We start from the raw sequence: 25815 nt of genomic DNA, 5'->3' as shown, positions 1-25815 counted from the left end.
AAAAGGAACTCAATTTTTGAGCAACCCTCTGGAAATTACAATTTTCTGAATTTCTGACGTCCCTTCGTAAATCTGCGTGATTTTTGCGTCCCTCATGAGCCGCTCAACATGGTACTCTTTTACGTAACCGTAACCGCCATGAATCTGCACTGCCTCCACCGTCGTCTTCATAGCTACATCGGAAGCAAAAAGTTTAGCCATGGCACTTGCCTGACTAAAATCAGCCTTCTGATCCTTTAATTGCGCTGCCCTGAGACAAAGCAACCTGGCAGCTTCAATTTCAGTAGCCATATCAGCGAGTTTGAACTGGATGGCCTGGTGCTCAGCGATGCTTTTCCCAAAAGCCTTACGTTCTTTCGCATAGGCAATTGACAGCTCCATGGCCCCGGATGCAATTCCCAGCGCCTGGGAAGCTATGCCAATTCTACCACCGTTAAGCGTACTCATGGCAAACGAAAAGCCAAATCCATCGTCGCCTATCCTGTTTGCCTTTGGCACTTTCACATCCTGAAACATCAGCGAATGGGTATCGGATCCCCTAATGCCCAGCTTGTTTTCTTTTTTGCCGACAACAAAGCCCTCCATCCCCTTCTCCACTATCAAGGCGTTGATTCCTTTGTGAGCCTTGGAAGCATCCGTTTGCGCCATTACAATGTATACCGACGCACTGTTGCCATTCGTGATCCAGTTCTTCGTTCCGTTGAGCAGGTAATAGTCACCTTTGTCCTCAGCAGTAGTCCGTTGAGAGGTGGCGTCAGAACCAGCCTCCGGCTCTGACAGGCAAAACGCCCCGATTATTTCACCCTTGGCCAACCTTGTAAGGTATTTCTGCTTTTGCTCCTCGTTACCATATTTTTCAAGACCCCAGCACACCAGTGAGTTATTCACTGACATACAAACAGAAGCTGAGGCATCTATTTTCGATATTTCCTCCATGGCCAGCACATAGGACACAGTGTCCATACCGCTCCCGCCATATTTAGGATCCACCATCATACCCATGAACCCAAGCTCGCCCATCATTTTGACCTGCTCAGCCGGAAATTTTTGATGCTCATCCCTTTCAATTACTCCGGGAAGCAATTCGTTCTGTGCAAAATCTCTTGCGGCATCTCTTACTGCCAGCTGCTCTTCGGTCAAATCAAAATTCATCATAAGTTGTATGCGGGTTATTGTATGAGCTAAAAATAAACAAAAAAGGACTTGAGCCATGCCCAAGTCCCCATCATTTCTTTGAAATATTTTACTAGTCTCTGCTCATACCCAGGTAAGACAGAATAAAGTAAAACAGCGTAACCAATGCCGACAATGCAGCCACCACGTAAGTCATAGCAGCCCATTTCAAAGCATCTTTAGCCATTTCGTGCTCTTTCGAAGTCACAATACCTTTGCGGTCGATCCACGCCAGCGCCCTGCTGCTTGCATCAAACTCAACCGGGAGGGTAACGAAAGCAAACAGGGTGAATACAAAGTAACAACCTATAATAATCAGAAGTCCTGTTTGCATAAATCCTTGCAGGAAAAATGAACCGAACAGCATGGCCATAAACATGATGTTCATTACCCTGGCGGTAACGTTCTGCACTGGCACCATTGCCGACCTGAACTCAAGGAAGCTATACGCCGTAGCATGTTGAACAGCGTGGCCACACTCATGGGCAGCCACCGCAGCTGCAGCTGCCGACCGACCGTGATATACATCGGGGCTCAGGTTCACAGTTTTGCTGGCCGGATTGTAATGATCCGTCAATTGGCCTTCTACCGACACCACTTTCACATCATATATACCATGATCTGCCAGCATTTTTTCGGCAATTTCACGGCCACTAAGGTTAGAGGCTAACCCAACCTGGGAGTACTTTTTGAATTTATTTTTCAGCTTGTTACTCACCGACCAGCTGATAATCATAAACACAACACCAATCAGAAGAAGCATCATAAGTTTTTATCGTTTAGCTTAATTTTATTCACAAATGTAGTAGTAGAATACCCATCTATCAATGGGAGTGGAATAACTTTTCCACCGTGCTTCAAAACAAAATCGGCACCTACAATAGTTTCAACAGTGTAGTCACCGCCTTTCACTAAAATATCTGGTTGAAGGGCTTCGATCAGCTCTTTCGGCGTTTCCTCATCAAAAAAGACCACCAAATCGACGAAACCGAGAGCGGCCATTACCCTGGCCCTGGATGCCTCATTCACGATAGGCCTTTCCGGCCCTTTCAGTCGCTGAACCGACGCATCAGTGTTCAACGCCACTACCAGCTTGTCGCCAAGTTGCCTCGCCCTTTCAAGATAGTCGACATGACCAAGGTGCAGGATGTCGAAACATCCATTGGTAAACACCACTGAAAGCCCTTCGGCATGCCAACTAGCGACCTGGCTACTTGCCGCCTTCCGATCCTTGATTTTCGACGCTGTTTTCAATTTGGTTCTTTACTGGTAAAAGCACTGCCACAAGAATCGATACGCCTCCCAACACCAGGATGGTTACGACCTGTGACGTATGAAGCAGTGTAGCAAAAAATACGCCTGTTTGCTCTCCGATGCCATACCACAGTAAAATTCCTGCCACAAAGGCATGATATGTGCCAATTCCTCCCTGAACTGGCATGGCCATGCCAATTCCACCCATCGCCAATAGCACCAGACCTGCCTTTAAGTCAAGCCATGCTGTCTCCTCCATAGAAAAGACGATTACATAAGACATGAAAAAGTAACTCAACCACATGGCCACCGTACTGAGAACAAAAAGAGTAGGCGACTTGAGTTTAGTTATGCTGCCGATACCATGACCCAGGTTGACGAGGAATTCCTTCAGCTTTGCAAAGGCCGGCATTTTTTGAAACCTTTTGATCATAAAATAGATAAGAACAACCACTGTAGCAATAATCACCACCGTAATGATTAGTTGCGTGGCCGAAAGCCCTGCCCATAGTCTGCTGAACATATCGCCAAGCAACGACGATATTTTACCAAACTCGACTAGCATAGCGCCTGCCAGCACCGATAAGAGGGAGATTAGATCAACCCCTCTCTCTGTAACCACAGTGCCTATGGAGGTAGACATGGGGATGTTGTCTGTCCTTCTGAGGATAGCACATCGGCTAACCTCCCCCATCCTGGGAAACGCCATGTTGGCCAAATAACCTACCATGACTGCTAAAAATAGCCTGAAAGTACTAACCGATACATCAAGAGACTTGAACAGCAGGTTCCATCTGTAGGCCCTTACCCAATAACCAAAAAAAGATATGCCAATAGACAGGTACACCCAGCCGTATTCTACCTTGTTAAGCCGTGACATGAAGTCATCCAGGTCGATGTCCTTAAAAAGCCACCAAAGGAGAGCAAAGGCAAGGGCGAGGGTTAAAACGTATCGGACAACACTGGTGATAGTTTTTCTCAACTGATTAGTTTGTTATTGTCGTCAGGGAAAATGAGTGTCGGCTTAAAAGCTTTAGCCTCTTCAAAATCCAGGTGACAGTAGGAAATGATTATTACGACGTCGCCTACCTGCGCCTTTCGGGCTGCCGGCCCATTGAGGCAAATCTCCCCACTTCCGGCATCTCCCTTAATCACATAGGTTTCAAGGCGTTCACCATTGTTAACATTCACGACCTGCACCTTCTCATTCTCAATAAGGTTGGCAGCCTTCATCAGGTCTTCATCAATTGTGATGCTGCCCACATAGTGAAGCTCCGCCTGAGTAATTCGAACTCTGTGAATTTTTGACTTAAGAATTTCAATCTGCATTTTCTTATTCAGTTTCTTCCTGAAGGAAGATATTATCAATCAATCGAACGCCCCCCACATACCCCGCAATGAACAAGGAAACAGGTATATTCGTCTCAACACTTTGTACAGGCTCTAAAGTTTCACGATTCGCTATTTCAAAGTATTCCAGTCTTACTTCCGGCAGGCGATCAAATGCTTGCCTGACGGAAGCAACTGCTCCCTCTACACTCTCTCCCGCAAGAAGTTTTTCTCTCGCCATATACAGGCTTTTGCTGAAAATCACCGCCAACGATCGTTCCTTCTCACTCAAAAGTTGATTTCTTGAAGACATAGCCAACCCATCTGGCTCTCTCACTGTCGGCACAGAAATAATTTCTGAGAAGAAGTGTAAATCTCTGACCAACTGCTTAATAATAAGCACCTGCTGCCAATCCTTCCTGCCGAAAAAGGCCTTTTGTGCCGGCACCAGGTGCAGCAGCTTCGAAACGACAAGGGCAACACCCTCAAAATGACCCGGGCGATAGCGCCCCTCCATAGGTTTTTGCAGGCGGGGGAAAGTTATTTTCACCTCAGGAGTGCCAGGGTACATATCACTATCTCCCGGCGCAAAAACGATGTCACATCCCGACTGCCTCAGCTTCTCTGCATCACTATCAAATGACTTTGGGTATTTCTTGAAGTCCTCTTCGTTGTTGAACTGTGTTCGATTTACAAAGATGCTAACCACAACAAAATCACAGGACAACTTTGCTTGTCTGACCAGCTCCATGTGCCCATCGTGCAAGGCCCCCATCGTAGGAACAAACCCTATGTTTTTCCCCTCCACAGTCAGAGAAAGTATCTTTTTTCGACATTCTACAGGGGACGTTACTATCTCCACAGCACTGATTATGAGTGAGCTAAAGGGCAGCAAAACTAAGTTATAAAAGGGAATATGTATGGAAAGCACGTTATTTTTTTGTACTTTTGTGGCTCGTTTTGTTCCGTCAAATATAAATCAATACTCTTATGGCAAAACTTCGCATTCTATACGTAGCCAGCGAAATCAATCCCTTTCTTCAAACAACTCAAGTAGCAGAATTCGTGAGAAGACTGCCGCAAGCGATGCAGGAAAGAGGCATGGAAATCAGGATTCTTGTTCCACGTTTTGGGTTGATCAACGAGCGAAAAAACAGACTGCATGAAGTAGTAAGATTGTCCGGCATTAACATTGCCGTGGGAGATGAGGAGAAGCCTCTTGTTATTAAGGTTGCTTCTATCCCGAACGCTAAATTACAGGTATACTTCATCGATAATGAAGATTACTTCCACAGAAAGTCTGTGTTTCATGACAAAGAAGATAAATTCTATAGCGATAATGATGAAAGAGCTATTTTCTTCTGCAAGGGTGTGCTCGAAACGGTTAAGAAATTGGGTTGGGCACCAGATATTATCCACTGCAACGACTGGATGACAAGCCTGATTCCTTTGTATGTAAAAACAACTTACAAGAATGATCCCATCTTTCAGACGGCTAAGTGTGTCTTGACAATATACGACAACGCTTTCTCTTTCAAGTTTGGGGACAACCTGCTTGAAAAGGTGAAAATGATTGACATCGAGGACAGCATGTTGAATCCACTTAAGTCTGCAGATTACGAAGGTTTTATTAAGATGGGTATTGAATATTCGGACGCTGTCATCAGAGCAGAAGAAGAAGAAAGCGAAAGCCTGAATAATTTAACCAACGAATTATCCAAAGAAAAGAAATTCAACGTTATCGAAAATGACGAAAACTTTTTAGACAGACACTACAATCTATATAATGAACTTGCAGGGTAGGACTGCATCAGGGTTGCTCTTTGGAGCAGCCCTAATGCTTTTTGGGTGTGAAAGCCCAAGTGAAGTAGGGTTGGAGCTTAATCCAAACGAAAACAATGTAGGTGTTTATGAGGAGGTTTTTACTCTTCCATCTTCTGTTATTCTTTTTGACAGTATAAATACAACCAACGACTCAAGGCTGCTCGTTGGAAGGTTTAAAGATCCATTCTTTGGAGACATTACCGCTAAGTCCTTTTCGCAGGTAACGAGAAACGGCGAGCTTGTTGCCATCAACGACAAGGGCGTTCTTGACTCAATCATGTTTGATTTTGAGTTGAGTTATATTTATGGCGAATACGGTAGCACGTTTCAGACCATTAACGTTTATCAGCTATCGGACACACTGTATTCCGGGGTTAGCTACTATACGGATGACTCAACAAAGTACCTGTCACGTACGCCGGCTGCGTCCAAAAAATTCTTTTATTCGCCGACAAAAGACACAGTAATAAGGATAAAGGCGACTCCGGCATGGGCCAGCAACTTCTTTAGTATTGTTAGAAATGGAACAACAGTTTCTGAGCTGGAAAATGAGATAAAAGGCTTTGCTCTGATCCCGGGGGCAGACAATACACTCATTTTTGGTTTCCACCCCGAAAACTCTAAAGTAAATGTTCACTATCATGTACCTGACGGCGCTGATTCATTGGTTTATTCGCTGAACTTTGGCGCCACGGTACGATACAACGGCGTTACCGCAGATAGAGCAGGCACCGAGCTGGGAGCCCTGGTAGAGCAGAGCGACGAGTTTATTCCTCCATCAGGTCACATGTATCTTCAGGGAGGAACAGGTATTTATACCAAGCTTTCACTCAGACCGTTCAGAAAGTTTGTGGATTCTCTGGGCAATATTATCGTCAATCGTGCTGAGATAAAGCTCGGGGCTATTGATGAATTGACTTCGGTCGACTATCGAATCATGCCCCCAAATAGCTTTATGTATATATTTGCTGATAGTACGAATAAAATAATTGGGGCAAACATTGGCCTGGCTAACCGAATTGCCAATCATGTTATTCTAAGCGATGTCAGCTACGGCAATCCCAGTTCGCCTCGCCCCCTGTTTCCACTGTACGACTCGGCTTCCAGGTCATACAGCGGTACGCCGACTTTTTTCTTTCAGCTCTTGCGTGATAGCATAATTAACACAAACGATCTGCTCATTTATCCTGGCACCAATGATGTTACGAGCTTAAGCAGGTTTGTTGTGCCCAAAGACAGCATCCAGTTAAAAATTTACTATACAAGATTACAATAAGCTATGTGTGGAATTGTTGCCTACAAGGGAAAAGAGCAAGCATTGCCAATTCTCATCAAAGGCCTCAAAAGACTTGAATACAGAGGTTACGACAGTGCTGGAGTTGCGTTATTCGACAACTCGGTTGCCGACATCAAAATATACAAAAAGCAGGGCAAGGTCAAAGAACTTGAAAATCTGATAGACGGCAAAAGCCCTAAATCCGGCATCGGAATTGGCCATACACGTTGGGCTACTCACGGTGAGCCCAGCGACATCAATGCCCACCCCCACAAGTCGTACAATGGCAGGCTTTCACTGGTGCATAACGGCATTATTGAAAATTACGCTGCAATAAAAACCGAGCTGCAAAAAAAGGGTTACACATTTGAGAGCCAAACCGACACAGAAGTGCTGGCGTCTTTTATTGACTATATTATTACGTCAGAAGATTGCTCTCTTGAGGAAGGCGTAAGGCTTGCCCTGACCAGAGTGGTAGGTGCGTACGCTATTGTAGTAATCGCCAAAGATAATCCTGACACCTTAATCGCTGCCAGAAAAGGAAGCCCGCTTGTTATCGGCATTAAAGAGGATGATGGCTCTTTCTTCCTCGCCTCCGATGCGACGCCGATCGTGGAATACACCAAGAAGGTGGTGTATTTGAAAGATGAAGAAATGGCGGTTATCACTGGCAATCAGATGACCATCAAAAGTCTTGAGGATGTAGAACAATACCCTCAGGTACATGAACTCGACCTCAATCTTGAAGCCATCGAAAAAGGTGGCTATGAGCATTTCATGCTTAAGGAAATATTTGAACAGCCTAATAGCATCGCCGACTGTATGAGGGGCCGTTTAAAAGCCGATGAAGGCAAACTGGTATTGGGCGGTATTCATGAGTATGCCAATGCACTTACTAACGCCCAAAGAATAGTAATTGTGGCCTGTGGAACTTCGTGGCATGCAGGGCTCGTTGCTGAATACATTATTGAAGATTTTTGCCGTATCCCTGTGGAGGTTGAGTATGCCTCTGAATTCCGTTACAGGAACCCGATCATTAACGAAGGCGATATTGTGATTGCCATTTCACAGTCGGGCGAAACGGCCGACACACTTGCCGCCCTTGAGCTGGCCAAATCTAAAGGTGCCATTATTCTTGGCGTAGTTAATGCGGTAGGTTCATCCATTTCGAGAATAACTCATGAAGGAGCCTATTTGCATGCCGGCCCTGAGATTGGTGTTGCCAGTACCAAAGCCTTTACAGCCCAGCTGACTGTCCTTATTATGATGGCATTGCGGATCGCTCATCGCAAAGGCACGATTACTGAAAGCAAATACCATGAATTGCTTGTGGAGCTTGAAAGCATACCGGCGAAAATCAAAAAGGTGCTGGATGTTAACGATCAAATCAAAGAAATATCGGCGCTTTTCAAAGACGCCAGGAACTTCATCTATTTGGGTCGTGGCTACAATTTCCCTGTAGCACTTGAGGGGGCACTTAAACTGAAGGAAATTTCCTATATCCATGCGGAAGGGTATCCGGCAGCGGAAATGAAGCATGGCCCTATTGCGTTGATTGACGAAGAAATGCCGGTCGTATTTATTGCCACCAGGGATTCTTCTTATGAGAAAGTTGTTTCCAACATACAAGAGGTCAAGGCAAGAAAAGGGAAAGTAATTGCCATAGTTACCGAAGGAGAGGAAACCATCAAAGAGATAGCAGATTTTGTCATTGAAGTGCCTCACACTTCTGAAGCGCTGATGCCATTGGTATCTGTTATTCCACTGCAGTTGCTTTCGTACCACATTGCTGTGATGAGGGGATGCAATGTCGACCAGCCACGAAACCTTGCCAAGTCAGTAACTGTTGAATAAGCATGAAGAAAATAGTCTATACTAAAAACGCCCCGGCCCCTATCGGGCCTTACAGCCAGGCGGTAAGATATGGCAACCTTGTGCTGGTATCAGGTCAGGTGGCTATCAACCCTGCTACGGGTCAGTTTGAGTCAGGTGATATCAAATCACAAACCAAATTGGTCATGGAAAATCTTAAGGCCATCCTTTTAGAGGAAGGCCTTTCATTTGCAGAGGTGCTAAAGTGTTCCATCTTTATCAAAGATATGAACGACTTCCCGGTGATAAATGAGATTTACGGAGGATACTTCAAGAGTGAGCCCCCGGCACGAGAAACCGTTGAGGTGGCCAGGCTGCCCAAAGACGCCCTGGTTGAAATTTCCCTGATTGCCGGCATTGATGCATGAGGTTAGTACCTTTTGAAAGAGAGACGATTGTTTCATCGGCCAAGGCCGCCAGCATCATCGCTCTTTTAAAAACGGAGACTAAATCAGAAGCAAGCGCAGGAAAAGACTTTTCATTTACTGGCCTTGTCTACGAAAAATCGTTCCGGGTTTCAGTGAACGTAGCCAAGCCTCAAAATTTCATTCCACTGGCGGAGGGTGTTGTCGATCAGACTTCGACAGGCTCACTGATTCAGGTAAAGTACCGCCTTTTTCCCAGCACCCGTTTCTTTCTGGTTTTCTGGTGCCTATTGACTTTTCTGCTCACGCTTATTTTCTTGGGGCCAGGCAAAAATTACCTCTACGGTTGTCTTTCTTTGGCAGGCTGCATTGCCAATTATCTGATAGCATTGGCTAACTTTGACGTCCATTTGAAACAAACACAAAAAGCACTTTACCAGGTACTTGATAAGTTAACATGAACAATTCAGAAGTTAGGGTTCGTTTCGCTCCAAGCCCCACCGGAGCCCTCCACATCGGAGGCGTTAGAACCGCTCTTTATAACTACCTCTTCGCCAGAAAAAACAACGGCACGATGCTTTTGCGCATAGAAGACACCGACCAGTCGAGGTTTGTGCCAGGCGCCGAAGCATATATTTTAGAATCGCTAAAGTGGGTGGGTATAGAGATAGACGAAGGCCCACTAACCGGAGGCCCCCACGCCCCCTACAGGCAATCTGAAAGGAAAGATATCTATGCGCAATATGCCCAGCAGCTGATCGACGAGGGAAAGGCTTACTATGCCTTCGACACCTCGGAGGAACTCGACGCTATGCGTGAAAAGCTGAAAGCTGCCAAGGTAGCTAATCAGCAGTACAATGCTGTGACCCGCAACACCATGCAGAACTCCCTCACCCTGCCAGAGGCTGAGGTAAAAGCAAGGCTTGCAAACGGTGATCCGTATGTAGTTCGTTTGATGGTGCCTCGCAAAGAAGACATAAGGTTTCATGACCTCATAAGAGGTTGGGTGGTTGTGCATTCATCTGTGCTGGATGATAAAATATTGCTGAAGTCGGACGGCATGCCCACTTACCACCTGGCCAATATCGTCGACGATCATCTCATGAAGATTACTCATGTCATCAGAGGAGAAGAATGGCTGCCGTCGGCACCACTGCATGTGCTGATGTACAGGTACTTTGGCTGGGAGGACACCATGCCTCAGTTTGCTCACCTGCCTTTGCTGCTGAAACCAGACGGCAACGGCAAACTAAGCAAGAGAGATGCCGACAAAGCCGGCTTCCCGATTTTTCCACTCAACTGGGTAGACCCCGTTTCAGGAGAGCTGTCGCAAGGGTTCAGGGAAAAAGGCTATCTGCCTGAAACAATGATCAACTTTTTGGCTTTGCTAGGCTGGAGCCCCGGCACCGAAAAGGAAATATTCAGTATGGAGGAGCTTATCAGTGAGTTTTCCATAGAGCGGATCAGTAAGGCTGGAGCCAAATTCGACATCGACAAGGCCAACTGGTTCAACCAGCATTATATAAAAAGCAAATCAGCAGAGGAGTTGGCTGTTTATCTTCAAAAAGATCTCGACAAAGAAGGTGTGAAGGCTTCACCGGCGAAGGTCATAAAGGTTGCAGAGGTTTTAAGAGAGCGTATTTCATTTCCACACGAGCTCTGGGAGCAAAATAAATTCTTCTTTGAAGTACCAATTGCCTATGACCAGCAGGTTGTTGAAAAGAAGTGGAACTCAGATGTGGCAGCTGTACTTCAGGATTTATCAAAGGGCATTTCCCAACTTGAAGACACCGTTAGCGCCACAACCGCTCATGACACGATAGAAAATTTCTTTGCTACCAAAGAGTTGAAAATGGGCAAATATATGCAGCCTCTAAGGCTGTCAATTACCGGACAAGGCGGCGGACCCGATCTCATGGCCATCATAGAAATACTTGGCGCCAAAGAAACTGCTAAACGAATTGACTCGGCTATCGTTATATTAGGAGGACAAAGCACACAAGCATGAGCAAGAAAGAAACCGAAAAAAAGAAACCGAAAGTAGCCAAAGACCTGAGCGGCTTTGAAATAAGCATAGATACGTTTGGCGAAATCTCCTCCAACCTTCAGATTGATAAGATTAACGAGTTTCTTAACAAAAACGTAGATGACAAGAAGCTGCGTGACAGAGAAGACATCGAAGAAATAAAAAAGAAAACAAGCAAAGACGAAGAGTAACTATGGCGATACGGTCACACGAAATTGATTATAAGATTTTTGGTGAAAGCATTCAAACAGTTGAAGTAGAGCTTGATCCACGAGAAACTGTCATAGCCGAAGCTGGGGCGATGCTGTACATGGAAGATGGCATCATCTTCGAAACCAAAATGGGAGATGGTTCCGAGCCCGATCAGGGTTTCCTGGGCAAGCTACTTTCAGCCGGCGCCCGGGCGTTAACGGGTGAGTCTGTTTTTATGACGCATTTCACCAATCACGGCGTTGGCAAAAAGAAAGTAGCCTTTTCTGCGCCATATCCCGGCACCATCATCCCTATTGACCTGGCTACGCAGCAGGGCAACCAATTAATTGTACAGAAAGATGGGTTTCTATGTGCGGCACTTGGCACCAAAGTATCCATCACTTTCAATAAGAAAATTGGTTCCGGACTTGTCGGTGGAGAGGGCTTCATTCTTCAAAAGCTCCAGGGAGATGGAAAAGCATTTGTTCACGCTGGTGGCACGGTGATTGAAAAGCAACTGAACAACGAAACGCTAAGGATTGATACTGGCTGCGTGGTAGCCTTCGAGCACACACTTGACTTTGATGTGCAGAGCTCAGGAGGACTAAAGTCGATGCTTTTTGGCGGAGAAGGCCTTTTTCTTGCCACATTGCGAGGCACCGGAAAGGTATGGCTACAATCGATGCCAATCAGAAAACTAATCCAGGTATTGGCGCCCTACGGCAAAAACAGCGGCAAGGAGAGCAGCTCCATTCTTGGAAGCATCCTTGAATCATAAGTCTAGAATAGGGCACCCTTGAAAATGATAATCTATTGATTATCAATGGCTAATATTAAGGGGGTGAAGAAATAAAACCCCGAAATAGGCTGTTTGCAGCTTTTTTCGGGGTTTTTGATTTGTTATTTTGTAGTGTCTAAATACAAATAACGAATCAATTTACGATGCAGTCTCAGCTTTTCCAACCCGATGTTTACGTCACCCCCAAATGGTACATTTTTAAGGAAACCGAGCTAGGCAAAGTCCATAGCAGCCTTCCCTGGGATGAGTTAGCCAAATGCCTACCGAAAGAGAATATAGGCCCGGGAGCACCTCGTTGGTTTGATGCCAGAGGAATGTTCGCTCTGATGTTTTTGAAGTCTTATCTCAATATCAGCGATGAGAAGCTGATTGAGCGGTTCAATACAGACTGGGCTCTCCAGCTATTCTGTGGTAAGCTACTGGCCGATAATGAAAAGGTAAAAGATAAGAGCATCCTTACCAGAATACGGACTTATATGGCGGAGAATACTGACCTGGAAGCTGTGCAGGGAGTGTTAATTGATCACTGGAAAAGAGATATGAGCAATACCCATGTGCTGCAAATGGATGCTACCTGTTATGAGTCCTATATTCGCTTCCCTACCGATGTGAAGTTACTCTGGGAGAGCTGTGAATGGGTCTTCGAAAAGCAACTCTACAGATGGTGTAGGATATTGGGCTTCAAAAGGCCCCGCTCCAAGTATATCCATCAGAAGCGCAGACAGATGGATTACGAGCGTAAAAGGAAAAAGACTCACAAAGAGGGCACTCGTCGCAAGAAAGCCCTTCTGTACCTTTTAGACAAAGGGATTAAGCAGCTACAGCAAGTGTTAGATGCATCTTCTTCACCACTTCTCACAGAACAAGAGCGAGTCTACCTGAAAACGGTCAGAAAAGTGCTTAAGCAGCAGAAGTTTCTGATGACACATCCGGCCAATGAGCTAAAGAACAGGATTGTTTCCCTGCCAAAGCCCTATGTACGTCCAATTGTCAGAGGCAAGGAGAACAAAAGGGTAGAGTTCGGCATGAAGGTACACATGCTTCAGGTAGATGGTATTTGCCTGATCGATAAAATGAGTTTCAATGCCTTCAATGAATCTACCAGATTGAAAACCAGTGTGTTAAAGCACAAAAATAGATTCAATCAGTTACATCAGCTCGGAGCTGATCGCATTTATGCTACTAATGCCAACCGCACGTTTTGTACTTCTAAAAAGATATTCACCTGCTTCCCCAAGAAAGGCCCCAAACCACACAGCAAACAAGAACACCAACTAAGCAGCTTGATTGCTAACCAAAGAGCCACAGTGATGGAAGGTAGCTTTGGTACACACAAAACTGCTTATGGGTTGACCAAAGTCAAGGTGAAGGGAGAGAAAAGGGAAAAGCTCTATGTTTTCTTTGCCGTGATGACTGCTAATGCAGTGAAGATTAGCAAGCGAAGGCAGCAAGATGAAGCCCCTCCTTTACTAGTAGCAGCTTAAAACTACTTCGTTAGTCAAAATCAGTTAAAGCCCAGGGGAAAGCTATGTCCTTTCCAATACCCCAATAGCTTTTCATCTCAGATTTATAGCCCAATTGTACTCTTCCAAGGCCAAAGATGATACGATACACTACAAAATCGAAATAGGAAGGCTCAAATAGATCTTCCCATTTCCACTTTTTGCCCTCATTTAATCAATTTTCAAGGGAGCCCGAGGTAAATACCCCATCTCCCTCAAATGCTCCACCCAAATTTCATAGCCCTTGCGGTTGAGGTGCAGCCCGTCTTTTGTGAGATTGGCATCCAGCCGCTGGCGGTCGTCGAGAAACAGCGGAAACAGGTTCACGAACGTCACTTTGGTGTCGAGCGCTACTTTATGCAATAACTGATTGGTCATCAACACATGGTACTGCTTGTCGTAGTGCTGAGGAAACCTGGGGTACTCAGGATTGACGGGCAGAATGCTTTGGATGTAAATCTCCGTAGCGGGGCTTTCAGCTTTTAGCCTGGTAACGATCTTCCTGACATTGTCAGCAATGACGGCATCCGGGATGTCGTTACCGATATCATTCACGCCGATCAAAAGAAAGAGCTTCGATGGCTTGCGTTGAATGATCTCGTCTAACCGGTTGAGAATACCGTAGCTAAAGTCGCCGCCAATACCCCGGTTAACTACAGTCGGGTCGCCGAGCAGTTCGGCCCAGGGGCCGCCTTCGGTGATGCTATTGCCAAGGAAAAGAATCTTGCCTGTGCTCATGGGTTCTTTTGAAAACTTCTCCAGCCTCCGCTTGTGGTGATCCATGATAAACGGGATGGTATCGAACACATTCTGGTGGGTGACACTCTGCTGAGCCGTGGCGGGCAAGTATAGCGTGAGTATCGATAAAAGGACTATGGACAGGAGTAGGTGTTTTTTCATAGAGGTTTTCTAAAATAGTAGCTACAGTCGTTTGAGATAAAACTAGTTAAGAGGACTTCAAAAGTAAAGGACAAATATGTCGTGCCACCAGCTAAGGCTGTGGGCACCACCGTCGTGCCCACAGCCTTAGCTGGTGGCATCACCTCACCTGATCCCAAAAGTATTCCGAGCAAAAAAAGGCACAATACTTGCTGCATTATTTCAAAATCCTGCGCCATGAAGACTTATACTACTCTCCTATTGCTGCTGGTTGGCTCAAAGGCCTTTGGTCAGCGCCTTGTACCCATCAATTTTTCAAAAGCTTATCAGGATCCATACTATATGGTGCTGGAAGCAGATAGCATCACAGCGGTGCTTGAGCATGTGGAGACAGAAAACAGGTTGGTGATCTTTGACCTGGAGATAGTGAACAAGAGTGGCCTGCCGCTCAAGGTTGACCCCAAGCTATTTCATTACTACGCAGGGAGCAGCCCCTTTCCTGAGCTTTCTGATATGGCAGACAATATCCATCAGGTATCATTTCCATATAGTCAAGTGCCTGGTTATCTTAGAAAGTCTCTGACCAAAAACGTGGTGGAAGACCACTACGAAACGCAAATTAAGCAGCAGCAAACACTGGCCATTATCTTCGGCGTGCTCTCGGTAGGCATGGTGGTAGCTGACGTAGCCAGCGACGTACGAGATTCAAAGAAAGAGTTTTATACCCAAAAGGACTGGAACAAGTCCCAAACCAGGGACGTGCTAACAGCCACCACCCTGATGACAACAGATGCAGTCATCCGCTCCTCGCAGGAAAGAAACTACTATACCAGAGAAGACCTCCATTACCTCGACCAGGAAATCATGCAGCCGATGGACTTACCCGACACTTCAGCCCTTAGAGGGAAGGTCTACTTCCCGAAAAATGGTTATTACAGGTATTACCGTGTGGTGGTGCCAGTGGATGGTTACAACTTCGTGTTTGATTTTAGAAAGGCAAGGGTTAGTGACTATTAGGCATCATTTTTTTCAGTACTGGTGGTGGCTGATATAGTCACGAACCATATACAGGCCTGAAAATTGGCTCGTGAGGGCACGAGCCAGGGCGATAGGTTTATCTATGACAGCTTCTCTCCTACCTTCTCCAGCAATGCCTTGGTTAGCTTAATGCCTTCCTCCTCAGCTGGATAGTTGCCTTCCATACCCATCATTTTCACGAAGGCCCCCTCGGCTTCGATGCCCACAAACCCCTTAAAGCCAGATTCTTTCACCATGGTGAACACTTTGAGAAAGTCGGTGGCTGTGTCGTCGCCGTTTGCGTCGAAAATATAGGTTTTGGCACTTACACCCTTGGCGTATGGCATCATCAACTTCACGCCTTCGTATTTGTCATATTCCTTGATGACTTTGGCGTTTTTGAAAGCTTCAATGGTCATTTCTTCTACCCGCTCCCGGCGTGTGAAATTACCAAAGTCCGGCAATAGTCCGGCATAAGGGTTGTTGACCTGCTTGATTACATCTACCAGCCATTTGGGGTCGGTCGATGGCCCGAAGTGGTTTTCCACAATGATGTTGATACCGGCTTGCTGTCCGTATTCCAGCAGTGTGCCATACCCGTCGACACATGCGTCCGCTACCTCCTCATCGGTGCCCGGCCCGTCCAGGTTGACCCTGATGCCATGGCAGCCAAGCTCCTTTGCAGCGTCCACCCACTTGTAGTGGTTTTCGGCAGCCTGCTTCCGGGTGGCAGCATCGGGATGGCCCAGCTCACCTTCACCGTCTACCATGATGAGCACATTGCGGACACCCAAATCGCCGGTGCGGTCTTTCAATTCCTTGATATAGGCCTTGTCGCCACCCTTGCCATTCCAGAAAGTCGACACGTACTCCACATTGGAAACCCCATAGGTGTTTTTCGCCAGGGCCGGAAACTCGATATTGGTCAGCTTCTGGGAAAAAAAGGAGCCTGCCAGAGAAAACTGAGCAAGGGAAATATCGAAGAACAGTTTTTTGGCTGGAGCTTCTGCGAAAAGGTCAAATGGTAAGGTGGCAGCAAGGCCTAAACCTGCGGCTCCTGCCCCTGTCATTTTTAGGAAATCTCTTCTGTTGTTCATGGTGTCTAGAGAAAATTGGAAATTGTGTCTAATCCATCAGCATCACTTTCGGGGGATACCATGGAATCCGGAGATGACTAGGTAGACACCCACGGGAGTCAAGCTAAGCTAAAGAATGTCTTGTCTTTGTCAAAGCGTTTTAGTGTCTTTTAAACACAATGAATTGACAAGAACCTTACTTCAATCTACCAGTCTTCATCTCCTCTATAGCGTGATTGGCTGCCCTTGCTGCCAACGCCATGAAAGTAAGTGAAGGATTTTGGGAACCGGTTGAAGTCATGGCTGCCCCGTCTGTCACGTACACATTCCTAACTGAATGAAGCTGATTGTGTTTATTCAGCAGGGAGGTTTCAGGGTCATGGCCCATCCGTACTCCCCCCATCTCATGGATATCCAAACCGGGTGCCTGTTTGGTATCATAGGCGTTGATATTAACGCATCCCGCAACTTCCAGCATTTCCTTACCTTGCTCCAGAAAGTCCTGCAGCATCTTCTCGTCATTCGCATCGTAACCGATAGAGGTGACTAGCTGAGGGATTCCCCAGGCGTCTTTTTGCGTATCGCTTAGCCTCACATGGTTGCCGTACTTCGGAATAGTCTCGCCCTGTAGCATCATAAAAACATTCCAGATACCGGGCTTTTGCAGTCTCTCCTTCAACTCTGCTCCAACAGCTTCTTCTCCTCTGTCCCAACCCGACCGTCCGGCGCTGAAGGCTGTCACATAGCGGCCTTTGAAGGCGGGGAATCGCTCCAGCGTGTTTCGAAACGAGGGCATAAAAATACTTGTGGGTCGCCGACCATAGTAATAACCATCCTCAAATCCATCATACTGTGCGGAAATGTTGCCTCTGTAATTGTGGAACGCCACGTACCGTCCCAGCAGGCCGTTGTCATTGCCCAGCCCATTCGGGAACCGGTTAGACTTGGAGTTGAGTAAAATAAGGTTGGAATTGAGGCAAGCTGCATTGACAAAAACCACTTTGGCGAAATACTCTGTTACTTCCTGGCTGTTGGCATCGATCACCCTCACACCTGTCACTTTGTTTTGTTGGTCATCGTAAATGATGGACTCTACCACCGCATGTGTACGTAGCGTGAGGTTTCCTGTTTTATCTGCCCACGGCAAGGTAGCAGAATTGGAACTGAAGTAGCCCCCGAAAGGGCAGCCACGGTAGCAGAGATGACGGGCCTGGCACTGGCCTCTGCCCTGCTCGTTATGGATGTCTTGTGGCTCGGTGAGGTGGGCACACCGCCCCATGATCACGGGCCTGTCAGCGTACTTCTCGGTGATTTTTTTCTTTATCTCCTCTTCTACGCAGTTAAATTCAAATGCTTTCTGCACTTCACTGTCGGGAAAATGCGGAATGCCGTCTCTGTTGCCGCTGATGCCTGTAAACTTTTCGACATGAGAATACCAGGGGGCCAGGTCTTTGTAGCGGATGGGCCAATCTACTGCATATCCTTCCTTCAAGGGACCCTCAAATTCAAAATCGCTCCACCGCTGTACTTGCCGTGCCCATATCAGCGATTTTCCGCCTTCCTGGTAGCCCCGGATCCAATCGAACGGTTTTTCCTGCACATAGGGGTGTTCTTCATCCTTTACAAAAAATTGCTTTGTGGCATCTTCATAGGCATAGCACCTATTAACCACAGGATTTTTCTCCTCGTCTTCCACCGGGAGTCTACCCCGGTAATCGAAGTCCCAGGGGTCTTTCATGGCTGTGGGGTAGTCTTCAATGTGTTTGACCGGCCGCCCTCTTTCCAGCACCAGGGTCTTAGCTCCTTTCTCACAAAGCTCTTTGGCAGCCCATCCCCCGCTGATGCCTGAGCCGATCACGATGGCATCAAATTCATTTTGTTTCCTGCTCATAGTAGCAATTTATTAAATGTTCTAAGACCAAAGCCCCCCATCTATCGAATCGCATTGGCAGCGGAGAGCGCTCAACCTCATTTGATCAGCTTCTTTTCCCCAATCTCAAAAACATGATACCTGCTTTTAAGCTCATCGTCAATCCATATTTTCACTTCTTCGGGGTAGCCTTTTGCCCAGAAGCGATTACCCTCATTCACTTTTACTGTGCTATGGTGTTGGGGAAAGATGTAATCAGGCTGCAGTGTATTAATGAGAATGGTTGAGCGATCGATATACATATTGTGCTCAGTCGGCGAAAAGAAAAGGACGTCAATGTCTCTGGGAAACAAATGGTCTTCGAGGAGGTAGCTGTCGCCCGGCTGAAGGAATCGCTTTCCCCCAATACTGAGCACGTACCCACAGTCCTGAAGATTGGCGTCGAAGTAAATGGCAAAATTTGCATTGCCATGAATAGCCCGGATAGGTTCAATCTTTATTCCTTTTACTTCAAAAGGCTCCCTCGGCTTGGCTATGACTATCCGCTGATCAGGAATACCCAGCTTTTTGGCGACGGCCAGACAGCTTTCAGGCATCACAAAAATACAAGTCGATTTCTCCAGGAGTATCTTTGACGTATACTCGTTAAAATGATCACCATGGGCATGGGTGACGAAGGAAACATCAATTACTGCTGCCATCTCCTCAGGTGTAATCGGAGCATCGGCGATGCGGCTACCATTTTCCAACCAAAGATCGGTTGTCACGACGAGGTCTCCCGTTTTGATGATCCAGCTATTGTGGCCTGCCCACCAAACAGCCATACCATCGTGGTGGGATCGAATCTCGTCAATCATTCTGCTATTTTGGGCAAAACCAAATGACGCAGGTAAGAGGCATGCCAAGAATAATAAGATGCGTTTTTTCATAGGCTACTGGTGGTGTTTGAGCAAAATAATCATATCAATTGAAACAAGCGTCGAAATATGGAGGAACGGGAATAGCTGTTTATCAAAAGTCGGTTCTGTTATTTCAGATTTCTATTTATCTTCCATTTTGTACCTAGCCCATGACTAACACCCATTGCTTTATCGGCAACTACATATTTGGTGAGCCCCGTCTGATTTTCGTCAGCCTCTTGCTATTGGCCTGGGTAATGTGCGCCTGTAGCAATGGGGATCTGGAAAGAGAGACCTGGCAGGTGTACAAGGGAGATGCCGCCAGCAGCAGCTATTCCAGTCTCACTCAAATCACCAAAGACAACGTAAGTGAGCTGGAAGTGAGCTGGGTTTTCGAGCCCACCGACGCTCCCGAAGGTGCCAGAGCGGTCAAGTATGAGTGTAATCCAATCATTGTTGACAGTGTCATGTACCTCACCTCGGCGAGACATGTAGTATATGCACTTGATGCAGCCACGGGCGAAGTCATCTGGTCGTTCGATCCATTTGATGGAAAAGGGGGCGCTATTAAAAGAGGGGTGTCCCACTGGGAAGGTAATGGTGAAAAGCAAATTCTGTTTACCGCTGGGAATCATCTCTTTGCACTGAATGCCACAAATGGAAAGCAAATCCAGGATTTTGGCGACAATGGAAAAGTAAACCTGAATATCGAAAATTTTTCAGGTGAAGAAGCCTGGGTGGTGCCCACTTCACCCGGTATCATTCACAACGATCTGATTATCCTTGGCTCGGAGGTTTCAGAGTCGTACGGAGCAGCCCCTGGCTATATCAGGGCTTACAATGTGCTGACAGGCAAGCTGGAGTGGACTTTCCACACCATTCCCCAACCCGGTGAGGTCGGTTACGATACCTGGCCTGCGGATGCATGGAAAACGGTGGGCGGTGCCAACAACTGGGGAGGCATGAGCCTCGATGAAAAGCGGGGTATTGTGTATATACCACTAGGCTCACCTACTTACGATTATTACGGGTCGGATCGGAAGGGCATGAACTTGTTTGGCAACAGCCTGGTGGCGCTGGATGCAGCTACCGGCAAACTGGTATGGTACTTTCAAACTACCCACCACGACCTGTGGGACTACGACCTGCCTGCTCCTCCCAACCTGGTCACGGTATCGAAAGATGGACGAGCGGTCGATGCAGTGGCGCAAACCACCAAGACAGGATTCTTGTTTATATTAGACAGAGAAACCGGCGAGCCAATTTTCCCCGTAGAAGAAAGGCCTGTCCCAGCCAGCCATATCCCCGGTGAGGAAGCCTGGCCCATGCAGCCATTCCCTACCAAGCCTTTGCCTTATTCAAAACAATATATTTCCGAAGGTGACCTATCGGACTTTTCTCCAGAAGTAAAAAAAGAGGTGCTTGATGCCTTCAGAAGCTTCCGATATGAAGGGATTTATACCCCACCCGACACGAGTGGCACACTGCTGACACCCGGCAGCCGTGGCGGCTCAGAATGGGGTGGTGCCGCCTGGGATCAGGAAACAGGCTTGCTTTACCTCAACGCCAACGAGTCGCCCGAAATTGCCAAAGTAAGCCGGGGTGTGGCGTGGAAGAGCCCGAGAGACCAAAGCATGTTCAATGTGGGCCGGTCTTTCTACAACACTTACTGTGCTTCATGCCATGGCAAAAACAAACAGTCCGAAGACCCATCCATTCCATCGCTTACGACAGTAGGCAGCAAGCTGAGCAAATCCGACATCCTTGACCGGATAAAATATGGCAAAGGGAAAATGCCTGCCTTTGGTCAGGTGGCGGCTGGAAATGAAGACGAGATCATCTCCTATTTACTAGAAATTAATAAAGACAAGATTGCCGAAAAGCCAACGGAAGAATCGGATACGGGCATGGTGTATCTTAATCTCACAGCCTATGGTTATTTCAGAGACAACGAAGGACGACCAGCCATCAAGCCACCCTGGGGTACATTGAACGCCATCAACCTGAATACAGGAGAGTATTCCTGGCGGGTGCCGCTGGGCAATATTCCCGAACTTCAGCAGCCTGGCGACCCTCCGACGGGTATTGAGAACTATGGTGGGCCGGTGGTAACAGCTGGTGGATTGGTGTTTATAGCAGCTACCGGTGACCAAAAGATTCGGGCGTTTGACAAAGAGACAGGTGATGAGATATGGACGGCAGACTTGCCAGGAAACGGGTATGCCAGTCCGGCGGTATACGAAGCAAATGGCAAGCAGCATCTAGCAATTGCCGTCACCGGTAACAGAGAGAAGCCGGGCGGTTGGATGGTGGTCTTTTCCCTGCCCTGATCGAACCCAAAGCCGTCAATATTTTTGAAACACCACCGACAAACACCGGTAAGACGCTGTTCCTACTATTTGGTTTTCTATTCACCCTTTATCGTTGTAACTTCTTTGCCATGAAAACCATCGTCCTGATTACACTCCTCACCTCTTTCCTTTTTATTAATTGGCAGCCTGCTTCGGTAGCTGACAAGACCATGGCTGATGAGTTTGTTATTGAGCCTCCCACATTGTTGTGCGCTGGCTTTGAATGGAAAATTTTTGGCGATGACAACAGGAATGCCACCGTGGCGGTCGACTATCGAAAGAAGGGAGATACACAATGGAAACACGGACATCCGCTGCTGAGAATTGGCGATGAAAAGGTGTATGGTCACGATCAGCGCTGGGTTTACACCGTGCCCGACATGTTTGCTGGCAGCATTTTTAACCTGGAACCAGGCACCAGCTACGAGGGGCGTTTCATCCTGACAGATCCAGATGGAGTTTCGGGTATCGCAGAGAAAATAGTAACATTTCAAACCAGGCCTGAGCCGAAGCCCTATGTCGGCGGGCAAACCTACCATGTGTATCCCATGGGCTACGACGGCCCAAAGGAAAGCCCGGCTTTTACTGGTTTGAATGCTGCCTACTATGGAGAAGGTAACCAGGGCGATTGGTGGATGGTACCCGAGCCCCGTGTGCAGCCAGGAGACGTAATTCTCGTACACGCCGGCCTTTATAAAGGGGACAGAAGAAAGTACGCCCATGAGCTGGCGCTTGATTTTCATGGTGCTTACGTGCTCACGCAAAAAGGAACGCCGGAAAAGCCCATCACTATTAAATCGGCCGGCGATGGTGAGGTGATCTTTGATGGTGACGGTGCCTACCGTTTGTTCGATGTAATGGCTGCCGACTATCATTACTTCGAAGGGCTCACCATCAGGAATACCGACGTGGCTTTCTATGCCGGTCTCAAACGAGTGATGGGTGCCAGTGGGCTGACTGTGAAACACTGCAAAATGGAAGACATTGGCATGGCCGTGATGACACACAGCGCCGACTCCAAAGACTTTTATATTGCCGACAACACCCTCATTGGTCGGCATGAACCCGATACACTTATTGGTTGGTATGGTTTTGAAGAGCCTGCTCCGCTTACCTCCTATGTCGCTATAAAGGTTTACGGCCAGGGCCACGTGGTGTGCCACAATACTATTTCCTTTTTTCATGACGGCATCAGCGTCGATACCCATGGTCTGCCGGAAGAAGGCAAACCAAAATGTGTTTCCATCGATTTTTACAGAAACGATATTTTTAACATGGCTGACGACTTTATTGAAGCCGATGGTGGTGTGCACAATATTCGAGTGTTTGAAAACAGAGGCTTTAATTCCTATCATGCCTCTCTAAGTGCTCAGCCTATGTTTGGTGGACCTGTCTACTTTATTCGGAATATCTGTTACAATACACCGGGCACTGCGCTGAAGTACATGATCAGACCAGCAGGGATTTATACCTACAACAACACGTTCATTACCGAGGCGGCCATCAGCGTGTTTTCCAATGGCCACTTTCGTAACAACCTCTTTATGGGGCCCTCCGACAGTCGGTCGGCATTGAGTGCAACCACCCTTACAGCTTATTCGACCATGGACTACAATGGGTACCGGAAAAAGTCAGGAGCTGAGAAAAGCTACCGGCTACGCTACCCAACGACTGACGCTCAAAATCATGCCGATGAAAAAGAACTAACATGGGTGGAAGCATCGTCAATCAAAGAGCTAAGCAAGCTGACTAGTTTTGAAACACACAGCATTGAAGTTGATTTCGACGTTTTCGAAAACGTGCCCATTCCCGACAAAAGGGGGCACGTTTACCCAGTTGAGGGTGTCAATTTTAGCCTAAAGAAAGGCAGCAAAGCAATCGACGCCGGGGTATCAATTCCAAACATCACCGATGGATTCACGGGGAAAGCACCTGATTTGGGAGCATTGGAGGCTGGAGCGGCGTTGCCGGTTTATGGGCCGAGGAATTGAGAGGCCTGTGCGTTGCTCAGAGCAAGGCTATTTTAAGGACATTTTGTAAGAACTCCTCCAAGGGTTCACAATCATATAGTCGCACTATGACCTTCTATTGCGCTCACTACAACAAACTCTTGGAGGGTAAGTGAAAGCGATTACCTCAGGGTTATGTAAACTAGATAGTCCTGAAACCCAACAATTGACTAATTTGGAGGCTTGGTATTCCTCGCACCCAACCAATGGCACCAAACGATTTATTTTCCAGCAAGCAATTCGCTCCCTACAACACCCTGGTGTTGTCAGGGCTTTTTGGCTTTGTATGGGCCAGAGAGGCATGGACTGATGGGTTAATCGTCGACAATATCCTTTTTTGGCCTGGCGGCTACTTCCTTTCCCTTTGGATACTAAGCCCCTTAGCACTGTATTTCTTCAAATCGCTGGAAACAACTGGGCGGCGGGCTTTCATCAAACAACATTTGACAATAAGCGCAGGCTTTGGGATGCTGCATTTTATCTTAACCGGTCTATTAATTATCTTATTAGAACGGTTTTTCCGTCTCCCCGAACATTACAATTTCTATCAATCTGGCAGCTACTTCAGGCAGTCCTGGCCCTATGCGGTTGATGGCATGCTCTGGTATTGGAGCTATATTTTTATTTTTTTGTACCTACAGACAAGAGAAAGACTGGCCTTTGAAAAACAGCGATCAGAAGTCATCCAAAAAGAGCTTGCAGCGTCCGACCTCAGTGTACTGCGAACCGAACTCAATCCACATTTTCTGTTCAATGCCATGAACAGCATTGCCATGAAAGTCAGGCTCAAGGAGAACAAACTTGCTGTAGCAATGATCGCCTCCCTTAATGACCTACTGAGGTCTGTGTTGTCGAGGCAGCGGGAGAAAACGGTTCCCCTATCTGAAGAAATTGACCTCCTGAACAAATACCTAATGATTGAAAGTGTGAGGTTTGGCGAGCAGGTAGAAGTAACACAGGACTTCAGCGAAGACTTGCTCCCAGCCGAGGTGCCACAAATGATATTACAACCACTTGTTGAAAACGCCTTCAAACATGGGGTGAAAGATAGCCTGCGGCAGCAAAAGATCAACATCACAGGAGCAAAAGAGAACGACGCTCTGGTACTCACCGTCTTCAACACTACAGAACAAATGCGACGGTTCGATACGGTCAACGGATCAGAAGGCGTGGGTTTGCCCAATGTCATTCATCGGCTCAGGCGTCACTATGGCACTGACTTTCGCTTCCAAAGCATGAGCACTGGCGCTGGCATTGCGTTCAGAATTACTTTACCTTTTAGGTTGATATGAAGATTAAGTGCCTTGTGATAGACGATGAGGAAACCGCCCGTAGAGGACTGGCAGTGCTGCTGGAGGATTATGAAGAGGTGCAGCTTATCGGACTCTGTGTCAATGGTGTGGAAGCCATCGACCAGATCAGGGCATTGAAACCCGACCTGATTTTTCTGGATGTACAGATGCCCGGCGTGAATGGGTTTGAAGTACTGGCGAGCCTTCCGAAGCCCTGGCCGCAAGTAGTTTTTATTACTGCTCACGATCAGTTTGCATTGAAGGCATTTGAGGTCAATGCAGTGGATTACCTGCTTAAACCCTTCAGCGACGAAAGGTTTGATCAGGCGCTTCAGCGAGCGAAAACAAAACTAAAGGCCCAGGAAGTAGAAAATGGGGCAGTCAAAACCCTGATAGATCAAACTAAAGCCAGTTTGAAAGGGACGACGTCACTTGTTCGAAATGATGGCGATCAGGGGAGACTGGTGATCAAAGTAGACGGCAGCATTCATTTGCTGGAACTTCCCGACATCCGGTATGTGGAAGCATTCGACTACTATGTAAAAATTCACGTGGCAGATCGTTTCTTCCTGCTAAGGGAAACCATGAAAAAAATGGAGGAGCGCTTGCCCGACAGCGGCTTTACAAGAATACACAAGTCATACATTGTTAATCATGCGTTTGTCAAGGCCCTCCACAAACAGGAAAACAATGAATACGAAATTGAATTGGTCGATAGCTCCCAGCTAAAGGTCAGCCGAAACTTTCGGGTGAAATTACTGGAAAGACTAGGTATTTAACCTGTTCCTGCACTCAGTCTACCTCTTGCTG

The 25815-nt window shown here is 47.0% G+C and carries 24 protein-coding genes; 14 read left to right on the top strand and 10 right to left on the bottom strand.

Annotated elements, in window-relative coordinates; all coding sequences use genetic code 11:
- Window positions 1–9: 9 nt before the first annotated feature.
- From RIG68_RS01695 to panC, 6 genes are all read right to left on the bottom strand, one after another.
- Window positions 10–1152 (bottom strand): acyl-CoA dehydrogenase, encoded by a 1143-nt coding sequence (locus RIG68_RS01695; RefSeq protein WP_350118391.1) that lies wholly within the window; start codon window positions 1150–1152, stop codon window positions 10–12.
- A 94-nt stretch (window positions 1153–1246) separates the two neighbouring features.
- Window positions 1247–1936, bottom strand: a complete 690-nt coding sequence (locus tag RIG68_RS01690; protein ID WP_350118389.1) for a zinc metallopeptidase — start codon at window positions 1934–1936, stop codon at window positions 1247–1249.
- The gene (gene rfaE2 / locus RIG68_RS01685) at window positions 1936–2427 is read right to left on the bottom strand and encodes a D-glycero-beta-D-manno-heptose 1-phosphate adenylyltransferase (protein WP_502880600.1); all 492 of its coding nucleotides are present in this window, start codon (window positions 2425–2427) and stop codon (window positions 1936–1938) included. Before rfaE2 ends, RIG68_RS01690 begins: the two co-directional genes overlap by 1 nt.
- Complete coding sequence (locus tag RIG68_RS01680; RefSeq protein WP_350118045.1) at window positions 2384–3409, bottom strand: lysylphosphatidylglycerol synthase transmembrane domain-containing protein; 1026 nt, start codon at window positions 3407–3409, stop codon at window positions 2384–2386. Before RIG68_RS01680 ends, rfaE2 begins: the two co-directional genes overlap by 44 nt.
- Entirely contained in the window at window positions 3406–3756 is a 351-nt protein-coding gene (gene panD / locus RIG68_RS01675; RefSeq protein ID WP_350087945.1) for an aspartate 1-decarboxylase, read from the bottom strand. The genes RIG68_RS01680 and panD overlap by 4 nt, the downstream gene beginning before the upstream one ends.
- A gap of 4 nt (window positions 3757–3760) precedes the next feature.
- Window positions 3761–4618, bottom strand: coding sequence for a pantoate--beta-alanine ligase (gene panC, locus RIG68_RS01670; protein WP_350118043.1), 858 nt, complete (start codon window positions 4616–4618; stop codon window positions 3761–3763).
- Window positions 4619–4746: 128 nt separating this feature from the next.
- On the opposite strand from panC, the gene RIG68_RS01665 reads away from it, so the two are divergent.
- The 9 genes from RIG68_RS01665 to RIG68_RS01625 all read left to right on the top strand — a co-directional run bounded on the left by RIG68_RS01665 (window position 4747) and on the right by RIG68_RS01625 (window position 13594).
- Window positions 4747–5559 carry a glycogen/starch synthase gene (locus RIG68_RS01665; protein ID WP_151996255.1) on the top strand — a complete coding sequence of 271 codons (813 nt, stop codon included), beginning with the start codon at window positions 4747–4749 and terminating at the stop codon, window positions 5557–5559.
- The gene (locus RIG68_RS01660) at window positions 5543–6856 is read left to right on the top strand and encodes a DUF4270 family protein (RefSeq protein WP_350118042.1); all 1314 of its coding nucleotides are present in this window, start codon (window positions 5543–5545) and stop codon (window positions 6854–6856) included. Before RIG68_RS01665 ends, RIG68_RS01660 begins: the two co-directional genes overlap by 17 nt.
- 3 nt (window positions 6857–6859) lie before the next feature.
- Complete coding sequence (gene glmS / locus RIG68_RS01655) at window positions 6860–8710, top strand: glutamine--fructose-6-phosphate transaminase (isomerizing) (RefSeq protein ID WP_151996253.1); 1851 nt, start codon at window positions 6860–6862, stop codon at window positions 8708–8710.
- Window positions 8711–8712: 2 nt separating this feature from the next.
- The gene (locus tag RIG68_RS01650) at window positions 8713–9096 is read left to right on the top strand and encodes a RidA family protein (protein WP_151996252.1); all 384 of its coding nucleotides are present in this window, start codon (window positions 8713–8715) and stop codon (window positions 9094–9096) included.
- Window positions 9093–9554 (top strand): hypothetical protein, encoded by a 462-nt coding sequence (locus RIG68_RS01645; RefSeq protein WP_350118040.1) that lies wholly within the window; start codon window positions 9093–9095, stop codon window positions 9552–9554. The genes RIG68_RS01650 and RIG68_RS01645 overlap by 4 nt, the downstream gene beginning before the upstream one ends.
- Window positions 9551–11101 (top strand): glutamate--tRNA ligase, encoded by a 1551-nt coding sequence (gltX, locus tag RIG68_RS01640; protein WP_350118038.1) that lies wholly within the window; start codon window positions 9551–9553, stop codon window positions 11099–11101. The genes RIG68_RS01645 and gltX overlap by 4 nt, the downstream gene beginning before the upstream one ends.
- Window positions 11098–11310 (top strand): hypothetical protein, encoded by a 213-nt coding sequence (locus tag RIG68_RS01635; RefSeq protein WP_151996249.1) that lies wholly within the window; start codon window positions 11098–11100, stop codon window positions 11308–11310. The genes gltX and RIG68_RS01635 overlap by 4 nt, the downstream gene beginning before the upstream one ends.
- 8 nt (window positions 11311–11318) lie before the next feature.
- Complete coding sequence (locus RIG68_RS01630) at window positions 11319–12089, top strand: TIGR00266 family protein (RefSeq protein WP_350118386.1); 771 nt, start codon at window positions 11319–11321, stop codon at window positions 12087–12089.
- Between the two features lie 164 nt (window positions 12090–12253).
- Entirely contained in the window at window positions 12254–13594 is a 1341-nt protein-coding gene (locus tag RIG68_RS01625) for a transposase (protein WP_350118036.1), read from the top strand.
- Between the two features lie 189 nt (window positions 13595–13783).
- Here RIG68_RS01625 and RIG68_RS01620 read toward each other — a convergent pair whose 3' ends face one another.
- Window positions 13784–14512, bottom strand: coding sequence for a GDSL-type esterase/lipase family protein (locus RIG68_RS01620; protein WP_350118034.1), 729 nt, complete (start codon window positions 14510–14512; stop codon window positions 13784–13786).
- A gap of 216 nt (window positions 14513–14728) precedes the next feature.
- Here RIG68_RS01620 and RIG68_RS01615 point away from each other — a divergent pair, with 216 nt between their 5' ends.
- Window positions 14729–15508, top strand: a complete 780-nt coding sequence (locus RIG68_RS01615) for a hypothetical protein (protein WP_350118031.1) — start codon at window positions 14729–14731, stop codon at window positions 15506–15508.
- Between the two features lie 101 nt (window positions 15509–15609).
- On the opposite strand, the gene RIG68_RS01610 is transcribed toward RIG68_RS01615, so the two are convergent.
- From RIG68_RS01610 to RIG68_RS01600, 3 genes are all read right to left on the bottom strand, one after another.
- Complete coding sequence (locus RIG68_RS01610) at window positions 15610–16605, bottom strand: sugar phosphate isomerase/epimerase family protein (protein ID WP_350118029.1); 996 nt, start codon at window positions 16603–16605, stop codon at window positions 15610–15612.
- Between the two features lie 175 nt (window positions 16606–16780).
- A complete protein-coding gene (locus RIG68_RS01605; RefSeq protein WP_350118027.1) occupies window positions 16781–18475 on the bottom strand; it encodes a GMC oxidoreductase in 1695 nt (564 codons plus the stop codon).
- Window positions 18476–18552: 77 nt separating this feature from the next.
- Entirely contained in the window at window positions 18553–19311 is a 759-nt protein-coding gene (locus RIG68_RS01600) for an MBL fold metallo-hydrolase (protein WP_350118025.1), read from the bottom strand.
- Window positions 19312–19523: 212 nt separating this feature from the next.
- Between RIG68_RS01600 and RIG68_RS01595 the strand changes: the two genes are divergently transcribed.
- From RIG68_RS01595 to RIG68_RS01580, 4 genes are all read left to right on the top strand, one after another.
- On the top strand, window positions 19524–21683 hold the full coding sequence (locus RIG68_RS01595; RefSeq protein ID WP_350118023.1) for an outer membrane protein assembly factor BamB family protein: 2160 nt from the start codon (window positions 19524–19526) through the stop codon (window positions 21681–21683).
- A 110-nt stretch (window positions 21684–21793) separates the two neighbouring features.
- Window positions 21794–23695, top strand: coding sequence for a right-handed parallel beta-helix repeat-containing protein (locus tag RIG68_RS01590; protein WP_350118021.1), 1902 nt, complete (start codon window positions 21794–21796; stop codon window positions 23693–23695).
- A 224-nt stretch (window positions 23696–23919) separates the two neighbouring features.
- Complete coding sequence (locus tag RIG68_RS01585) at window positions 23920–25005, top strand: sensor histidine kinase (protein ID WP_350118019.1); 1086 nt, start codon at window positions 23920–23922, stop codon at window positions 25003–25005.
- Window positions 25002–25784: a LytR/AlgR family response regulator transcription factor gene (locus RIG68_RS01580; RefSeq protein WP_350118017.1), complete on the top strand. Its 783-nt coding sequence runs from the start codon at window positions 25002–25004 to the stop codon at window positions 25782–25784. The genes RIG68_RS01585 and RIG68_RS01580 overlap by 4 nt, the downstream gene beginning before the upstream one ends.
- The last annotated feature ends 31 nt before the right edge of the window (window positions 25785–25815 follow it).

The sequence above is a fragment of the Imperialibacter sp. genome, assembly GCF_040222385.1.
GTDB lineage: Bacteria > Bacteroidota > Bacteroidia > Cytophagales > Cyclobacteriaceae > Imperialibacter.
This window is presented reverse-complemented; position numbering and strand designations above follow the sequence as displayed.